General features: G+C 61.8%; 13 protein-coding genes. 11 read left to right on the forward strand and 2 right to left on the reverse strand.

What is annotated here, in order from left to right; translation table 11 throughout:
* The first annotated feature begins 9 nt into the window (after positions 1-9).
* The 4 genes from Q0601_RS02725 (at position 10) to Q0601_RS02740 (ending at position 4985) form a co-directional block, all read left to right on the forward strand.
* Positions 10-420 (forward strand): nuclear transport factor 2 family protein, encoded by a 411-nt coding sequence (locus tag Q0601_RS02725; protein WP_305286883.1) that lies wholly within the window; start codon positions 10-12, stop codon positions 418-420.
* Positions 421-427: 7 nt separating this feature from the next.
* Positions 428-1819 carry an NAD(P)/FAD-dependent oxidoreductase gene (locus Q0601_RS02730; RefSeq protein ID WP_305286885.1) on the forward strand — a complete coding sequence of 464 codons (1392 nt, stop codon included), beginning with the start codon at positions 428-430 and terminating at the stop codon, positions 1817-1819.
* Between the two features lie 12 nt (positions 1820-1831).
* Positions 1832-3613, forward strand: coding sequence for a sulfoacetaldehyde acetyltransferase (xsc, locus tag Q0601_RS02735; protein ID WP_305286888.1), 1782 nt, complete (start codon positions 1832-1834; stop codon positions 3611-3613).
* A 343-nt stretch (positions 3614-3956) separates the two neighbouring features.
* Positions 3957-4985 (forward strand): phosphate acetyltransferase, encoded by a 1029-nt coding sequence (locus tag Q0601_RS02740; protein WP_305286890.1) that lies wholly within the window; start codon positions 3957-3959, stop codon positions 4983-4985.
* A 30-nt stretch (positions 4986-5015) separates the two neighbouring features.
* On the opposite strand, the gene Q0601_RS02745 is transcribed toward Q0601_RS02740, so the two are convergent.
* Complete coding sequence (locus Q0601_RS02745; RefSeq protein WP_305286891.1) at positions 5016-5816, reverse strand: endonuclease/exonuclease/phosphatase family protein; 801 nt, start codon at positions 5814-5816, stop codon at positions 5016-5018.
* Positions 5817-6046: 230 nt separating this feature from the next.
* Between Q0601_RS02745 and Q0601_RS02750 the strand changes: the two genes are divergently transcribed.
* Both Q0601_RS02750 and Q0601_RS02755 read left to right on the forward strand, forming a co-directional pair.
* The gene (locus tag Q0601_RS02750) at positions 6047-8152 is read left to right on the forward strand and encodes a TonB-dependent siderophore receptor (RefSeq protein WP_305286893.1); all 2106 of its coding nucleotides are present in this window, start codon (positions 6047-6049) and stop codon (positions 8150-8152) included.
* Between the two features lie 26 nt (positions 8153-8178).
* Entirely contained in the window at positions 8179-9384 is a 1206-nt protein-coding gene (locus tag Q0601_RS02755; RefSeq protein ID WP_305286895.1) for an MFS transporter, read from the forward strand.
* A gap of 96 nt (positions 9385-9480) precedes the next feature.
* On the opposite strand, the gene Q0601_RS02760 is transcribed toward Q0601_RS02755, so the two are convergent.
* A complete protein-coding gene (locus Q0601_RS02760) occupies positions 9481-10512 on the reverse strand; it encodes a LacI family DNA-binding transcriptional regulator (protein WP_305286897.1) in 1032 nt (343 codons plus the stop codon).
* Positions 10513-10683: 171 nt separating this feature from the next.
* On the opposite strand from Q0601_RS02760, the gene sauS reads away from it, so the two are divergent.
* The 5 genes from sauS (at position 10684) to Q0601_RS02785 (ending at position 16786) form a co-directional block, all read left to right on the forward strand.
* Positions 10684-12093, forward strand: coding sequence for an acylating sulfoacetaldehyde dehydrogenase (sauS, locus tag Q0601_RS02765; protein WP_305286899.1), 1410 nt, complete (start codon positions 10684-10686; stop codon positions 12091-12093).
* Positions 12090-13619 carry an AMP-binding protein gene (locus tag Q0601_RS02770; protein ID WP_305286901.1) on the forward strand — a complete coding sequence of 510 codons (1530 nt, stop codon included), beginning with the start codon at positions 12090-12092 and terminating at the stop codon, positions 13617-13619. The genes sauS and Q0601_RS02770 overlap by 4 nt, the downstream gene beginning before the upstream one ends.
* Before the next feature lie 77 nt (positions 13620-13696).
* Positions 13697-14647: a Bug family tripartite tricarboxylate transporter substrate binding protein gene (locus Q0601_RS02775; protein WP_305286903.1), complete on the forward strand. Its 951-nt coding sequence runs from the start codon at positions 13697-13699 to the stop codon at positions 14645-14647.
* Positions 14648-14664: 17 nt separating this feature from the next.
* Positions 14665-15267, forward strand: coding sequence for a tripartite tricarboxylate transporter TctB family protein (locus Q0601_RS02780; protein ID WP_305286904.1), 603 nt, complete (start codon positions 14665-14667; stop codon positions 15265-15267).
* A 16-nt stretch (positions 15268-15283) separates the two neighbouring features.
* Complete coding sequence (locus Q0601_RS02785) at positions 15284-16786, forward strand: tripartite tricarboxylate transporter permease (protein WP_305286905.1); 1503 nt, start codon at positions 15284-15286, stop codon at positions 16784-16786.
* Positions 16787-16795: the final 9 nt, after the last annotated feature.

A 16795-nucleotide genomic window follows, 5' to 3' on the forward strand; every position in this document is an offset into this window, starting at 1 on the left:
GAGAATTTCATGTCCCATAAACTGACAGCCAAGGATTTGCAGGCCACCTTCGACGCCTTCAACCGCCATGACATCACCGGGGTGATGACCCATTTCGCCGAGGATTGCGTATTCTATACCGTCGCGGGCGACCACGAATATGGTAACCGGATCGAAGGCAGGGATGCCATTGCAAAGGCTTTCGAAGGCGTCTGGACCGCGATGCCGGACGTGCAATGGGCCGATCACAGCCATTTCCTGTCCGAGGACGGCACCCGCGGCGTCAGTCAATGGACATTCCGCGCCACCAATCCCGACGGCACCCGGACCGAGGTGCAGGGCGTGGATCTTTTCCGGATCAGGGATGGCTGGATCGTCGAAAAACAGGCCATCCGCAAACAGCGCCCGGCGATTCCGGCCCCGGTCGTTCCGGCAGGGTGAGGCCGCGATGCAGGCAATCCCGAAACGCGCGGGTTCGGTCGATTTCGATCCGTTCTACGATCCGATGACCGCACCCGTACTGGGTCCGCGCAGCGATTATGCGCCAAGCTACTGGATCGGCACCGCCGGTCCCGCGCCCGAGGATGACGGCCGGGTCACGGGCGATATGGATGCCGATGTGGTGGTGATCGGATCGGGCTATACCGGCCTGTCCTGCGCGATCCATCTGGCCAAGATGCACGGCATCAAGGCCACGGTATTAGAGGCGAACGGCGTCGCCTATGGCTGCTCGACCCGCAATGGCGGGCAGGCGCAGATCAGCTCCGGCCGGCTGAAGCGCAGCCAGTGGATCGACCGCTGGGGTCTGGACGTGGCCAGGGGGCTTCATACAGAGATCAGCGAAGCCTTCGATCTGTTCCGGGGGCTGATCCGCGACCACGCGATCGATTGCGATCCACAGGATGGCGGGCATTATTACATCGCCCACAAGGCCTCGGTCCTGCCGTCGCTGGAAACGGAAGCCGCATTGCTGCGCGACAGCTTCGGCTATGATGCCCGGATCCTGACCCGCGATGAGTTGCACCAGACCGTCGCCCGCGACATGGAGGCTCATGGCGCGATGTGGGAACCCGACGGTCTTGGCGTCCACGCCGCCAGACTGGCCTTCGGCTATCTGCGGGTGGCGCGGGAACTTGGGGCGAAGGTCCATACCGACAGCCCGGTGCAGGGCTGGGACTATCGCGACGGGATCCATCATCTGCGCACACCGGGCGGCACCGTCCGCGCCCGCCGGGTAGCGGTGGCGACGGCAGCCTATGCGCCGCGGGGGCTGCATCCGCAACTGAAGGACCGGCTGATGCCGATCATGTCGAACAGCATCGTCACCCGCGTGCTGGACGCGGGAGAACTGGAAGCCATCGGCATCCGGAAGCTTTCGCCGCTGACGGATACGCGGACGCTGCGCCATTATTACCGCCTGCTGCCCGACAACCGGCTGCAAATCGGTTCACGCGCCGCGATTACCGGGCGTGATGCGGCAAATCCCACGCATCTGAACGCTTTGCGCGAAGGTATGGCACGCAAATTCCCCGCCCTGCGCGGGATCGAACTGGATTACAGCTGGTGGGGCTGGGTGGATGTCAGCCATGACATGATGCCCCGCATCACCGGCCTGCCCGACCTGCCGGGCGCGTTCTATGCGCTTGGTTATGGCGGCAACGGCGTGATGTATTCCGCGATGGCCGGACGCCGCATGGCGCAGCTTGTCGCGGGGGAAACCCTGCCCGACCTGCCGATCTTCAACAACGAATTGCCGCATGAAGGCTGGAAGACGCCGTTCCGGCGGCTTGGTCAATGGGGCCTCTACAAACTCTACCACTTCCGCGATGAGCGCAGATAAGGATTAATAGTGATGCGAATGACGACTGAGGAGTCTTTTGTTAAGGTATTGCAGCTTCATGGTATTGAGCATGCGTTTGGGATCATCGGTTCTGCGATGATGCCTGTTAGCGATCTTTTTCCGCGTGCCGGGGTGCGTTTCTGGGATTGTGCGCATGAGACGAATGCGGGTCTGATGGCGGATGGTTTCACGCGCTCGACAGGGAAGATGTCGATGGCGATCGCGCAGAACGGTCCGGGGGTGACGGGTTTCGTGACGCCGGTCAAGACGGCCTATTGGAACCACACGCCGCTTTTGCTGGTGACGCCGCAGGCGGCGAACAGGACGATCGGTCAGGGCGGGTTCCAGGAGATGGAGCAGATGCGGCTTTTCGCGGATTGCGTCTGCTATCAGGAAGAGGTGCGCGACCCTTCGCGCATTCCCGAGGTTCTGAACCGGGTGATCCTGCAGGCCTGGCGCAACTCTGCGCCGGCGCAGATCAATATCCCGCGGGATATGTGGACGCAGGAGATCGATGTGGATCTGCCGCAGGTGGTGGCGTTCGAGCGCCCCTCGGGGGGCGAGCAGGCGGTGGCCGAGGCGGCAAGGCTGCTGTCCGGGGCGGCCTTCCCGGTGATCCTGTCGGGGGCGGGCGTGGTGCTGTCGGGGGCGATCCCCGATCTGGTCGGGCTGGCCGAGCGTCTGGATGCGCCGGTCTGCAGCAATTATCAGCATAATGACAGCTTCCCCGGCGCGCATCCGCTGGCCATGGGCCCTCTGGGTTATAACGGCTCGAAGGCGGCGATGGAGATCATCGCGCAGGCCGATGTTGTGCTTGCGCTGGGCACGCGGCTGAATCCGTTCTCGACCCTGCCGGGCTATGGGATCGATTACTGGCCGAAGGATGCGAAGATCATCCAGGTCGATATCAATGCCGACCGGATCGGGCTGACAAAAAGGGTGACGGTGGGCATCCAGGGCGATGCGGGCAAGGTGGCGCGGGGCATTCTGGCGCAGCTTTCGGAGAGCGCCGGCGATCAGGGGCGCCAGGAGCGGCGCGATCTGGTGGCGCAGACCAAATCGCGCTGGGCGCAGGAACTGTCCAGCCTGGATCACGAGGATGACGATCCGGGCACCGAATGGAATGCCGGCGCGCGCACCCGCGATGCCGGGCTGATGTCGCCCCGTCAGGCCTGGCGGGCGATCATGCAGGCGGTGCCGAAAGACGCGATCATCAGCAGCGATATCGGCAATAACTGCGCCATCGGCAATGCCTATCCCAGCTTCGGGGCGGGGCGCAAATATCTGGCGCCGGGCCTGTTCGGCCCCTGCGGCTATGGCTTCCCGGCGATCCTGGGGGCCAAGCTTGGCAATCCCGACACGCCGGTGATCGGCTTCGCGGGGGATGGCGCTTTCGGGATCTCGATGAACGAGATGACCGCCTGCGGGCGCGACGACTGGCCGGCGATCACCATGGTGATCTTCCGCAATTATCAATGGGGCGCGGAGAAGCGGAACACGACGCTGTGGTACGACAACAATTTCGTCGGCACGGAACTGGACCGCGGCACCTCTTATGCCGGGATCGCGCAGGCCTGCGGGGCGCGGGGCGTGCAGGTGAGCTCGCAGGAAGAGCTGACTTCGGCGCTGCACGAGGCGGTCGAACGGCAGATGGCGTCGCGGGAGACCACCTTTATCGAGGTGCTGCTGAACCAGGAACTGGGCGAGCCCTTCCGCCGCGACGCGATGAAGAAGCCGGTGGTTGTGGCGGGGATCGATCCCGCCGATATGCGCCCGCAGCAGGGCGCCGCATGAGACCCCCCGCATGAGCGGCGCCGGCGGGGTGTCCGCCGGCTCTCTTTCCGCGGGCCGGCGATCATGACGGGAACGGCGCCGCTTCTCTCGCGGCCCGCTTCTTTCGGGGCCCGCTTCTCTCGGGGCCCGCTTCTCTCGGGGCATGTGCCGGGGGCCGTCTGTCCCGGATTTGCCGCCCTGGTTCCGGTGGCGGTGACGGCGCAATTCCTGCCCGGACATTCCGGCGCGCCCACCATGTTGCGGCCGGGATGTCCGCCGCCGCCGGGCGCGCTCGTTGCCGCTGCCGTCGCGGCTGCCGTCTTTCACCGTCACTTGCCCGCATGTCACAGCATGAGGAACATCCATGAAACCGCTGGAACGCATCCTGTCCGATGCCCGCGCCACTCCGCGCCATATCATCCTGCCCGAGGGCGGGGACCCGCGCGTGGCCGGGGCCGCGCTGCGGCTGACGCAAGAGGGGCTGGCGCGGATCACATTGATGGACGGGCCGGATCTGCCGGGGGTGAGGGGCCTGCGCGCCGCGGATGCGCCCGATCTGGCGGCGCTTGCCGATCACTGGCATCGCCTGCGGGCGCCGAAGGGCATGACGGCGGCCCGGGCGCTGGAGGAGATGCGCGACCCGATCCGTCAGGCGGCGATGCGGGTGCGGCTGGGTCAGGCCGACGGCACGGTGGGCGGGGCGGTGGCCACCACGGCCGAGACCGTGCGCGCGGCCCTGCAGGTCATCGGCCGGGCGCCGGATGCGGGGATCGTCAGCAGCTTCTTTCTGATGCTGTCCTGCGCGCCGGATGCGCCGGTCCGGGGCGGGATGATCTTCGCCGATTGCGGGCTGGTGGTCGCGCCCGATGCGGATGAGCTGGCCGCCATCGCGCTTTCGGCGGCCGGAAGCTGCCGGCAGGTGCTGGCCGAGACGCCGCGGATCGCGCTGCTGAGCTTCTCGACCGCCGGTTCGGCCCAGCATCCCAGCCTGATCAGGCTTCACGAGGCGCTGGCCCTGATCCGCGCCGCCGATCCCGATCTGGAGGTGGATGGCGAGATCCAGTTCGACGCGGCGCTTGACGGGGCGATCCGGGCCCGCAAGGCCCCCGGCAGCCGCCTGACCGGGCGCCCGAACGTGTTCATCTTCCCCGATCTGGCCGCCGGCAATATCGGCTACAAGATCGCCCAGCGCCTGGGCGGACTGACCGCCATCGGCCCGATCCTCCAGGGCCTGGCCAAGCCCGCAAACGACCTGTCGAGAGGATGCACCACCGAGGACATCATATACGCCACCGCGATCACCGCAGTGCAGGCCGGAAAACATCAACAACAACACAGCCCCGATCCCGCAAAACACAACCGGCACATAACCGAAAAATGTGAGAGGAGATGACCCGCAATAAACGCCAGGGGGAGGGAGGCGCTACAAGTCCAGGACAAGCGGACAGTGATCCGAGACCTCGGGTGCATGGACCACATCGAATGCCCGCACCGCCTCTGGCTGATTGATCAGCATGTAATCGGCGAATTTTCCGGGCTTCCTGTAATGAGAGGTCCGGGTGCCTTCGAAGCCGCAACTTCTTACGAGTTCGGTCATTCCCGATTGTTCCAGAAGGGCGATGGTTTCACTGTCTGGCTCTACATTGAAATCGCCGCAGATCACGGCAAGATCGTCGGCCCGCGAAACCTGCTGCGAGATTTCCAGCAGCCGGCGGGCCTGTGCCGCGCGTGCGGCCGTATCCATCTTTCCGTTGAGATCGCGCAGGCCGTGCATATGGGTGACGCTGATCGTCCGGCCGGCGCTGTTATCATGGATACGAACGCCATGCGCATTTCTTGAACGCGGATGTTCGCCAAAGCCATCGGGCGAGAAATCCTTGTGCACAAATCCCTGAACCTGTCCTATGATGGTATGCGATCTGTGGACAAAGGTCGCCAGCCCCCATTGCGAGGGAACAGGCTTGTCATCATCCCACAGAACCCCCTGGGCCGCGGGGCAGAAGATTGCTATATGGTCGGGCAGAATTTCGCAGATATCCCTGAAGAAATTCGCCCTTTGCGCAAGCATGTGATCGCCATCCCTGTATGTCAGCCATTCCTTTTCACTGCCGGGGCTGTGGATGACTTCCTGAAGGCATAAAAGATCCGGGCTGTTCACGGACAGATAGGCGGCCAATTCAGCGTGAAGCTTTCCTCCCCAGCCGTTGAGACATGTGATCCGCAATTTGTCCCCCTCAGGTTTAATGGGCCATGCCGGGTTACATATCGAAAGCCGGTCACGGTATCCATCGGGCAGAGCCATACGATGTCGTAACCTCGCAACAAGATTACTGTGGCAGGAAAGTCGCAATTTCCGATAAAAACACTCAATCAATTTTCTCTGGTAACGGGCATCGCTATGGTGCCCGCACACGCGCCAGCTGCGCGACATGTTGCCCTGACAGGAGATCTGAATTGCTTAATCGCTTTCTGGGAGTGCTGCTTGCCGGCACGGTTCTGCCTTCATTCGTCCTTGCGCAGGAAACCGTGGTGCTGGACGAGATCGTGCTGAATGCCGAAAGTGGCGATACGCTGGATCAATATGGCTATCTTGCCCGGTCCGGTCGTCAGGCGATGCGGATCGATACCGAAATCAAACGCCTGCCGCAGTCGGTCAGTGTCATCACGCAGGATCAGCTTGAAGATCAGGCCCCGCGCACCATGCTTGAGGCGCTTAGCTATACGTCGTCGGCAACGCCGGGCGTGTTTGGCTTTGACACCCGCTACGACGCCTTTTACCTGCGCGGTTTCCCTGCCTATCAGACGGGGGTGTTCCGCGACGGGTTGCGCAGCTTCAACGGGCTTTCATCGTGGTACCGGAACGATCCCTATACGCTGGAAGGCATCGCGGTGCTGAAAGGCCCGGCATCCTCGATGTTCGGAGTCAGCACGCCGGGCGGGGTGGTGAATCTTGTCAGCAAGCGGCCCAAGGATACACCTTTCCACGAAACCAGTCTTAGTTATGGCAGCAATGCGCGGACACAGGCATCGGTGGATTTTACCGGGCCACTGGATGAGGACGGGAACCTGCTTTACCGCTTTACCGCAGTGGCGCGCGATGCCGATACGCATCTGGACGGTTATGCCGACGACCATGTGTTGATTGCGCCTTCGGTTTCCTATCAGATTTCCGACACCCAGAAGCTGCTGGTCATGGGCGAATATGCCAAAAGCCGCACCGGCGCGATGGCATATAACTGGTTCGACAGCAGTCTTCCCGCATCGGACTGGAAGGTGACGGACGAGCCTGCGGGCGATCCCGATTACAATATCTACGATCAGGAACAATTCCTGCTGGGTTATGAATACACGCAGGATCTGGGCAGCAGCACGCAGTTCCGCCAAAGCTATCGCTATACGAAAGTGCGCAGCGACATGCGCTATGCCGCCCGGGCGGGCACATCGGCAGATGATCTGGTTCCGGTCAATTGGACGCGCTACCATGAAGATGCCAGCACGCATGTGATCGACGCCATACTTGAGCATCGGTTCGAGACCGGCAGCTTCGCCCATACCCTGGCCTTCGGTGCGGATTACACGCTGGCGAAATATGACGCGCATACCGGCAGCACGGTGTTGGGGCAGGCGGCAAACGATGCCATGGATGTGCCTTTTTATGCCTCGCGGAAGCAGACGCAAAAAGGTATCTACCTTGCCGACCAGATCGAGCGGGATGCACTGACCATCTCGGCCTCGGCGCGCTATGACTGGGTGACGACGGATTATGCCGACGTGGATCTTGAGACCGGCGAGGTCAGTGCGGGTCAGCAGAAAGACGAAGCCTTTACCGGTCGTCTGGGCATTTCCTATGAATTCGCCAATGGCGTGACGCCATTTGCGAATATATCCACCTCATTCGCGCCGAATATCAGCCAGGTCTATGAAAATGCTTCGGATAGCAGAGGCGCTCCGGCGGAGGCGACCGAGGCGTTGCAAAAGGAAGTCGGCCTGAAATACGAGTTGCCGGATGGCAATACGATGATTACCGCTTCCGTGTTCGATATCCGGCAGGATCATGGCATGGTGCTGGTCGTGGGGGATGACGGGCGCAATCGTGGCATAGATTACAATCTGACCTCGCGCGGGTTCGAGCTGGAGGCGAACAGCACCCTGGACAATGGCCTGAATCTTGTCGCTTCCTATACGCATATGAAAGTGACGATCGACAAGGGAACCGAGGGGACCGAGGGCAAGGAACTGTCGGGCACGCCCAATGACACGCTGTCGCTGTTTGCCAAATACGCCATTCCCTCGGGTGCGATGGAGAATCTCGCATTGATGGGCGGCATTCGGTATGTCGGCAAAAGCTTCGGGAACGATACCAACACAATGCGCAATCCCAGCCGTACCTATGTCGATCTTGGCCTGTCCTATGATTTTGCGAAGCAGGGCCATGCGGGGACGCTGCTGCAACTGAACGTGCGCAATCTGCTGGACCGCAGGGAACAGACCTGCACCGCCGGCTGGTGTTACCAGGATGAGGGTCGCACCATCGACCTGAATCTGTCGCGCCGCTTCTGACAGCGTTGCGGATACGGACCCGAGCGATGAGAAACGCCCTTCCGGTTGCCCTGATCTCATTGGGTGGGCTTTATGTCGCGCAAAGTGTCATCGGCGGTTTCATGTGGACGGCCCTGCCTGCCTATCTGCGTAGTCAGGGCATGGCGCTGGACCATCTTGGTCTGCTGTCGCTGCTGGTGCTGCCATGGGCTTTGAAGATGCTGTGGAGCCCGCAGGTCGAAAGCTGGCGCCGTCCCGCTCCGGGCAGGACCCGGACGCGCGGCGTTATCATGTTTGGCTGGGCCGCAACCGTGCTGATCGGGATCATGCTGATCCGGGCGGAAACCGCGCCTTTCGCTGTCATGCTGACCGGGCTGATGCTGATCGCCACGGCGACCGCCACGGTCGATATCGCCTGCGATGGTCATGCGGTCGAAGCGTTTTCGCCAAAGGATTACGGCTGGGCCAATGCGATGCAGGTGGGCGGCGCCTATGTCGGCGCGGCCCTTGGCGGAGGGTTGGTGCTGGTCGCGCTTGGCCGCTGGGGCTGGGGGCCGGGCATGATGACGATGCTGGCCTTGATGCTTGCCTGCAGCATGCCCTTTGTGCTGCTTCGCCAGCCCCGGCCTTTGGGGCCGCCGGCACCCGCCGGACCCAGCCTGCGCGCGGCATTGGTACGGCCCACGACCTTGCAGGGACTTGCGGTTACCGCGCTTTACGTTTCGGCCATGAAATCCTCGACCGGGTATTTCGGGCCGTTTCTGGTGGATAACGGTTTCAGCCTGACCGATATCGGCGTTTTCGGCGCGACCGGAGCGATGATCACCGGGCTGGCAGGAGCGTTGCTGGGCGGGGTGATCGTATCCGCCCTTGGCGCGCCTTTCGTGCTTCTGGCGGCGCTTGGGGCGCAGGCGGTAGTGCTGATTTATTGCCTGCTTGCCGCTTCGGGTGTGGCAATGCTGGTGCCGGGATTGCCGTGGATGGTGCAGATCGTCTCGCCCGCCTTCATGGCGGTCGGGTTCGTGGCGCTATATGCGCGGTTCATGGCATGGTCAGATCCCGCGCAGGCCGGCGTCGACTTCACCATATTCCAATGCGCCGATGCTTTGATAAGCATGGCGTTCGGAGTGCTTGCGGGGCAAATCATCCATTGGCTGGGCTATCCCGCGCAATTCGGGCTGTCGCTGCTTCTGTCAGCAGCCTGTTTCGCGAAGCTGAAAGCCTTGCTGCCTGCGCCGATACAGGCAGGCTGATCGCGACGTGTTTCCGGGCGGTTCCGTTTGACGCGGGCGTTGATCAGCAGCCGTCACTTCCCCTGACGCTGCGGCGCATATTCAGATTTTTAAGCGTCACTTCGTGCGCGCCACGGCTGTGGTTGCGCGCATGATCAGTTCGGCCTCGAAGCGGGTGCGGACAAGGAAATCTTCCTCGGCCCGGTCAACGGCGGCGGCCAGATGCTCTGCCGCAATCGCGCCGATCCGCCGCGCCGGAATGCGTACCGTCGTCAGGGCGGGCTCCAGTTCCGCAGAGCCTGCGAAATCGCCTATGCCAATGATCGAGATATCCTTCGGCACCGATAAACCAAGCTTCACTGCCGCGTAGATCGCTCCTTGCGCGATGACATCATTGCCGCATAACAGTGCCGTCGGCCGGTCCTGTCGTGCCAGCAGATCGAGGCAGGCATCTTTCGCCTGTGCGATGCTGTAAGGGGTCTGTATCTGCCAGGTTTCGTCAAGATCGGCTTCGGCGGCGCGGAAACGCTCGAAGGCAGCCGATTTCCGGGAACGGGCGCGGTCGTTCTCGCCAGTCGAGGGGAAGATCGTACCAATACGACGATGCCCCAGCATGATGAGATGATCGGCCGCGATACCCCCGATCTCGGCATTGTTCACGCCGACGCAGGAGACCGGGGATTCCGCGTCAAAATTCCAGATCGCCAGGGTCGGCACGTTCTGCTCGCGCAGTACCCGATAGGTGTCCGCGCTGTGGTCCAGGCCGATCAATGCCAAGGCATCGACCCGATGTTCCAGCAATTTGCGCACCAGCCCGTATTCCGTATCCAGATCATAGCCATGTGACGCGAGAAGCAGGGTGAAACCGCGTTCGCTGACCGCGTCATTGAATGCCTGAACCAGTTCGGCAAAGATCGCATAGGCCACCGTTGGCACCACGAGTCCGATCGTGCCGCTGCGCCGCCCGTGGATCGTTTGTGCCGCGCGATTGCGGATATATCCGGATTTGCGAATCGCCTGATCGATCTTTTTGCGGGTCGCCGGTTGCACCAGATCGGGATGATTCAGTGCCCGCGAAACCGTCGCGGCAGAGACGCCCGCAAGGTTTGCAACGGAAACGATATCTGTTTTATGCCGCTGTTTTTTCATTATTTATATGCCCTCTATACAAAATTAATGAAAACATTTGCATAACTATTTTCATCCCTTATCGTCAGATTCGCAAGTCGGTAACCGCTTTTTTGCAAACGATAAGGCGGCGGATCCGGCAGCCGGTTTCCGGCCGGCTTCATCGTTCAGAAGCAAAGGTATGTGGCGCATATGAATGTTCCCGACGACTTGTTGGCGGTAGATTCCATGATGGCGCGGGCACGCGCCGCGCAGGCCGGGTATGAGGCAGGCGGCAGCCAGCAGCGCTATGACCGGGCGGCGCAGGCTGCCGGATGGGCGATCATGGAGCCGGGACGCAACCGGCAACTGGCCGAACTGGCGGTGCAGACGACCGGGCTTGGCAACGTCGCCGACAAGATCATCAAGAACCATCGGAAGACGCTTGGCCTGATGCGGGATATCCGCGAGGCGCAGACCTTTGGCATCCTGTCGGACGATCCTGCGACCGGCATCATTGAAATTGCGCGTCCCATCGGAGTGATCGGCGCTGTGGTCCCTTCGACCAATCCAGCCGCCACGCCGGCGAACAATGTCATCAATGCTTTGAAATGCGGGAATGCGATCATCCTGTCGCCCTCGCCCAAAGGGGTCGCGTGCTGCGAATTGTTGCTGGAATTCATCCATGCGGAGTTCGACAGGATCGGCGAGGACAAGCGGCTGGTGCAGATGCTGCCTGCGCCGGGATCCAAGGCCAAGACGCAGCGCCTGCTGGAAACCGCCGATCTGGTTGTCGTCACCGGCAGTCAGGACAATGTGCGCCGGGCTTACGAGAGCGGCACACCGGCAATCGGTGTGGGTGCGGGGAATGTCGCCGTAATCGTGGATGAAACCGCGGAGCTGGCGAGCGCGGCGGGCAAGATCGCCGCGTCCAAGACGTTCGACAACGCGACCTCCTGTTCCTCGGAGAACGCCCTGATCGTGCCGGATAGCGTCTTCGATGAGTTCCGTGCCGCGCTTGAGGCCGAAGGCGGCGCCGTCATTCCGCCCTCTGAAGAGCAGGAGATCGTTTCGCAGCTGTGGCCCGATGGCCATCTGAACCGCGAGATCATTGCCAGCGATGCCGATGTGCTTCTGGAAAAGCTGGGGCTATCGGACCGGTTGCCAGCCAGCACCCGTTTCATTGCCGTCGAGACCGCGGGCATCGGCCCCGATCACCCGCTATCCGGCGAAAAGCTTAGTCGTGTCGCGGCGCTGTACCGGGCGCGGGATTTCGAGGACGCGGTGGATATCGCCCACCGTATCCTTGCCCATCAGGGAACGGGACATTCCATCGGCCTGCATACGCAGGACGATGAACGCGCGATCAGCATGGGCCAGAGCCTTCCGGTCTGCCGCGTCATCGTCAATCAGGCGCATTGTTTCGCGACAGGCGGCGCTTTCGACAACGGATTGCCTTTCTCGTTGTCGATGGGTTGCGGAAGCTGGGGCGGCAACTCTATCGATTCCAACCTGCATTGGCGGAATTTCATGCAGCGTACCCGTATCGTGCGGCAGATCCCGTCACGTGAACCGACCGTGGAAGAGATTTTCGGCGAATACTGGGCGGAGGCCGGAGAATGAGGTTCGATCCCAACCGGCCGCCCGTGGGAACGGTGCGCGACTGGCTGGATTTCCGCGCCGGTAACGATCCGGACGGGATCAGCCATATCTTTGCCGATGACGATACCCGCATGAGCTGGTCCGAATTGCGCGACGCAGCCCGGGATATCGCCGTGCGGCTGGCGGGACTGGGTGTGGCGCCGGGTGAAAGCGTTGCACTGATGCTGCCGAACGGGCGCAACGCGGTCGCGGGCCTGTTCGGCGCGCTTTACGGCGGGTTCAGGGCGACGATGATCAACCTTGTCGCGGGCGCGGATGCGATAGGCTATGCGCTTGGCCATTCCGGCGCGCGGATCGTGCTGGTTGCGGCGTCGCAGCGCGAATTGCTGGAACAGGCGCTTGAAGGAAACGGCGGGCCATTGGTGATCGTCGCATCCGATGAGAGCGGATTTGCCTGGCCTGCGGATGCCATGCCCGGCGAGTTGTGCCTTCATGATGCCTCGGACCATGCCCTGCTGATGTATACCTCGGGGACGACCGGGCGTCCCAAGGGGGTGCTGCACAGCCATTCGAGCCTTCTTGCAGGCGGATGGACCTCGGCGAAAGCGCATGAATTGATGCGCGCGGACCGGGCGATGTGCGTCCTGCCAATCTATCACATCAACGGCTTATGCGTGACGATCATGGCGCCGCTTGTCTCGGGCGGTGCGGCGATCGTTTGCGAACGTTTTTCGGCCAGCCGGTTCTGGCAGATTTGTGCGCAGCACGGGGCAACATGGTTTTCGGTCGTCCCGACCATCATTTCACATCTCCTGCATGGCACACAGATGCCCGATAAGGCCGTGCGCGAGCGTATCCGGTTCGGCCGCTCGGCTTCCGCTGCCTTGGCCGTCGAGGTACAGAACGCCTTCGAAGAGCGGTTCGGCATTCCCATCATCGAAACAATGGGGCTGACGGAAACGGCGGCACAGATCCTGTCGAACCCCTTGCCGCCAGGGCTGCGCAAGATCGGCTCGCCCGGTATGGGCATTGGCGTCGAGGTCGCGATCATGTCCGGCGACATGACGCCCCTGCCTGCCGGGACCGAGGGAGAGATATGCGTGCGGGGGCCGAATATCATGCGGGGCTATCTGAATAATCCCGAGGCGACCGCCGTCGCGCTAACGCCGGATGGCTGGCTGCGAACCGGCGATCTGGGCCGGATCGACGAGGATGGCTATGTTTTCGTCACAGGCCGTCTGAAAGAGCTGATCATCAAGGGCGGCGAGAACATCGCCCCGCGCGAGATCGACGAGGCGCTTTATGCGCTGCCGGATGTGATCGAAGCCGCGGCCTTCGCGCGCAAATGCACCACCTATGGCGAACGCGTCGAGGCCGCCGTGGTCCTGTGCGAGGGATCGGTACTCAGGGCCGAGGACATCTCGCTGCTATGCGAGAAGCGCCTGGGCAAGTTCAAGACGCCGGATGTCATTCATCTGCTGCACGAATTACCGAAAGGACCGTCCGGCAAGATTCAACGCCTGCGGCTGGCACAAATGACCGAGTGACGCCGCGCCTGCCCGTGGGAGGGAATGGGGCGGGGGAGCCCCATGAGGGATGTCGGTCACAAAGGGAGGAGACATAAATGACGCTGTATCATTCACTTAAAACGGTGCTGGCCGGCGCTGTCACGGCGGGGCTGATCACGCCGGCGGCGATGGCGCAGGACTATCCCCAGCGGCCCATTCAGATGGTGGTGGCCTTTGGTCCCGGCGGCGGCACGGATATCATGGGCCGTCAGATCGGGAAGATGCTGGAGGCAGAGCTTGGGGTATCTATCCCGGCTTCCAATGTCGCGGGTGCTTCGGGTAATGCCGGACTGACGCAGATGCGCACCGATCCTGCTGACGGCTACACGATCGGTACCTTGATCTCGCTGACGGTCGCTTCTTGGGCGGCAGGGTTGGGCGACAGCAAGCCCGAGGATTTCCATGTGCTTTCGGTCGTGCAGAACTCTCCGTCATTTCTGTTCGTCGCGGCCAATAGTCCATATCAGACCGCCGAAGATCTCTTTGCATATGCCAAGGCCAATCCCGGGGAATTGACCGTCGCGACCTCGGGCTATGGCACGCAGGACGATGTCACGCTCAAGTTGCTGGCCAGGGATGGCATCCAGATGGAGAATGTGCCCTTCCAGGCCCCGGGCGAACGTTATGCCTCGCCTATCGGTGGGCATACGGCGGTACTGTATGAAGAACCGGGCGATATCGCGCAATTTATCGAGGCCGGGCAGCTGAAACCGATCGTGGCTTTCTCGGCGGAGCGTCATCCGGCGTTTCCCGACGTGCCGACGGCGACCGAGCTGGGGCACGATATTTCGGGACTGGATAATTTCCGCGCGATTGCCGTGCGCGCCGGTACCGATCCGGCCATCGTCGAGAAACTTGAAGCTGCGCTGGGAAATGTTCTTGCCAGCGAGGAATGGCAGAATTTTTGCACGGAAACCTACAGTTGCATCGAGCCGGTGACCGGCGATGCAGCGCAGAGCATGGTCACGGATTTCCTGCAACTGATCACCGAGCAGCTTGAAAGCTAAGGCGGGGCGAGGCAGCAATGACAGATTCTTACGCAGATGGAGCGCCCGAAAGGGATAGCCAAAGCAATACGAGCGAAAATCAGCAGGACGAAGGGATAGTGGTGCGGTTGATCCCGGTGCTGGTTCCGGCCTTGCTGCTGCTGGCGTCATTGATTTTGCCTGGTTTCATGTTTCATGCCGGCCAGCGAGGCAGCCTTCCGGGCCTTGGCCCCGCTGCCTGGCCCGGTGCGGTTCTTGCGGCGCTTGCTGTTTTTTCGGCGATCTGGCTGGCGATCGAGATCTGGGGCTTTGCCAGGTCGAGGAAATCGGCCAGCCTCTCCGCCCCGCATGACGAGGACGTTTATCACTACGGCAAGGCGATTATCGGCATCGTGCTGGTGATTGCCTTTGGCTGGTTGCTGCCCGTCCTGGGCTTCCCGCTTGCGACGATGCTGTTCCTGTTCATCTGGTGCCTCTACGGGGGGCTGCGCAATCCGCTGGTATTGCTGCTGGTTCCGGGTATCGGCACGGTTGCGCTGCTATGGGTGTTCATGGGTCTGGCGTTGATGCCGCTAAGCCGTGGCATGGGGGCGTTCGAAGGTTTCACCATCGCGCTATTGCAGCTTATCGGGATCTATTGAGAGAAGGACGCACGTGATGCAGACCCTTGAATTCATCTTGGGCGGCTTTCAGTCCGTCTTCCAGATCGCTGCCTTCCTGACCGTTGTCATCGGTTTGCTCGTCGGTGTGATCGCGGGCGCGCTGCCGGGGATTTCCTTTGTCAACGCAATGGCGATGGCGCTGCCCTTCACCTATACGATGGATGTCACCCATGCGATGCTGTTTCTGGGCGGCATCTATGTCGGAGGCGTCTTCGGAGGCTCGATCTCGGCGATCATGATCAACGTGCCGGGAACGCCAGCGTCATTGCCCGCCACCTGGGATGGCTATGCGATGACCAAGAAGGGGCAGGTCAAGCGGGCACTTACCATTGCCGTCACCGCGTCAGCTATCGGAGGGCTGATCAGTGCTTTGATGCTGACATTTCTTTCTGCGCCCTTCGCGAGCTTCGCGATGAAATTTTCGCAACCCGAATTCTTTGCCGCGACGGTATTGGGGTTGGTCAGCGTGATCGCTATCGCAAAGGACAAGCCGGTCATCACCATGATCTCGCTGCTCGTGGGCATGGCTATCGGTACGGTCGGAGTCGATCCGCTTTTCGGACAGGCCCGTTTCAGTTTCGGTGTACCCGAAATCGAAAGCGGCATTCGCTTCGTTGTCGTCATGATTGGCCTTTTCGCCATCGGCGAGGTCATCGATCTGGTCGCCACGGATCGCGATCTGCGCCCCAAGAAAACCGAGGGCAAGGCGGTCGGCGCCAGTTTCCGCGACATACTTGACGTCAAGGGCGCGATCCTGCGTGGCTCGGGTCTGGGCTGCATTATCGGCATCATCCCGGGCGCGGGCGCGACGCCGGGGGCCGTCATATCCTACGGGGTGGAAAAACAGGTCAATCCGCGCGGCGCAGAGTTCGGCACCGGCGTCGAGGGCGGTCTGGCCGCGCCGGAAGCCGCCAAGAATGCCACCACCGGGGCTGCGATGATTCCGCTTCTGACACTGGGAATTCCGGGCAGTGCGGCAACCGCGATCATGCTTGCCGCGATGATGTTGCAGGGCGTCAATCCCGGGCCGCTCTTGTTTGTTATGGACCCGTCCATGGTCTATACTATCTTCGCGGCGATGATCATCGCCAATATCCTGATGATCGGGGCGGGCGTCGGCGTCGCGCAGATATTTTCGTTTCTGATGCGAACGCCGCCGGCAATTCTGGCCGGGTTCATCGTGATCCTGAGCCTGATCGGCGCCTACGGGGTGAGGAACAATATCTTCGATGTATATGTCTGCCTCGTCTTCGGCGTTATCGGCTGGGTGATGAAGCGCGTGGGTTTCCCCTCGGCGCCACTGGTGTTGGGTGTGATCCTCGGGCCGCTGGCAGAGCGCTATTTCCTGACATCGATCGCTAATTCGCATCAGGATTATACCGTGTTCTTCAGCCGGCCGATCAGTGGGTCGATCCTGTTTATCGCCGCCCTTTTCGTGCTGTGGTCGCTATGGCCGTCGGTCAGGGCGCGGATCGGGCGCCGCTCGGCAGCCTCCTGAGCAGGAAGG

It is taken from the genome of Paracoccus wurundjeri, from assembly GCF_030678915.1.
GTDB lineage: Bacteria > Pseudomonadota > Alphaproteobacteria > Rhodobacterales > Rhodobacteraceae > Paracoccus > Paracoccus onubensis_A.

What these genes read in the sequence shown, in the direction of transcription:
- Q0601_RS02775 (WP_305286903.1), top strand. Translation starts at nt 13,697, where the DNA reads ATGACGCTGTATCATTCACTTAAAACGGTGCTGGCCGGCGCTGTCACG.
- Q0601_RS02785 (WP_305286905.1), top strand. Translation starts at nt 15,284, where the DNA reads ATGCAGACCCTTGAATTCATCTTGGGCGGCTTTCAGTCCGTCTTCCAG.
- Q0601_RS02760 (WP_305286897.1), bottom strand. Translation starts at nt 10,512, where the DNA reads ATGAAAAAACAGCGGCATAAAACAGATATCGTTTCCGTTGCAAACCTT.
- xsc (WP_305286888.1), top strand. Translation starts at nt 1,832, where the DNA reads ATGCGAATGACGACTGAGGAGTCTTTTGTTAAGGTATTGCAGCTTCAT.
- Q0601_RS02755 (WP_305286895.1), top strand. Translation starts at nt 8,179, where the DNA reads ATGAGAAACGCCCTTCCGGTTGCCCTGATCTCATTGGGTGGGCTTTAT.
- Q0601_RS02730 (WP_305286885.1), top strand. Translation starts at nt 428, where the DNA reads ATGCAGGCAATCCCGAAACGCGCGGGTTCGGTCGATTTCGATCCGTTC.
- Q0601_RS02725 (WP_305286883.1), top strand. Translation starts at nt 10, where the DNA reads ATGTCCCATAAACTGACAGCCAAGGATTTGCAGGCCACCTTCGACGCC.
- Q0601_RS02770 (WP_305286901.1), top strand. Translation starts at nt 12,090, where the DNA reads ATGAGGTTCGATCCCAACCGGCCGCCCGTGGGAACGGTGCGCGACTGG.
- Q0601_RS02740 (WP_305286890.1), top strand. Translation starts at nt 3,957, where the DNA reads ATGAAACCGCTGGAACGCATCCTGTCCGATGCCCGCGCCACTCCGCGC.
- sauS (WP_305286899.1), top strand. Translation starts at nt 10,684, where the DNA reads ATGAATGTTCCCGACGACTTGTTGGCGGTAGATTCCATGATGGCGCGG.
- Q0601_RS02780 (WP_305286904.1), top strand. Translation starts at nt 14,665, where the DNA reads ATGACAGATTCTTACGCAGATGGAGCGCCCGAAAGGGATAGCCAAAGC.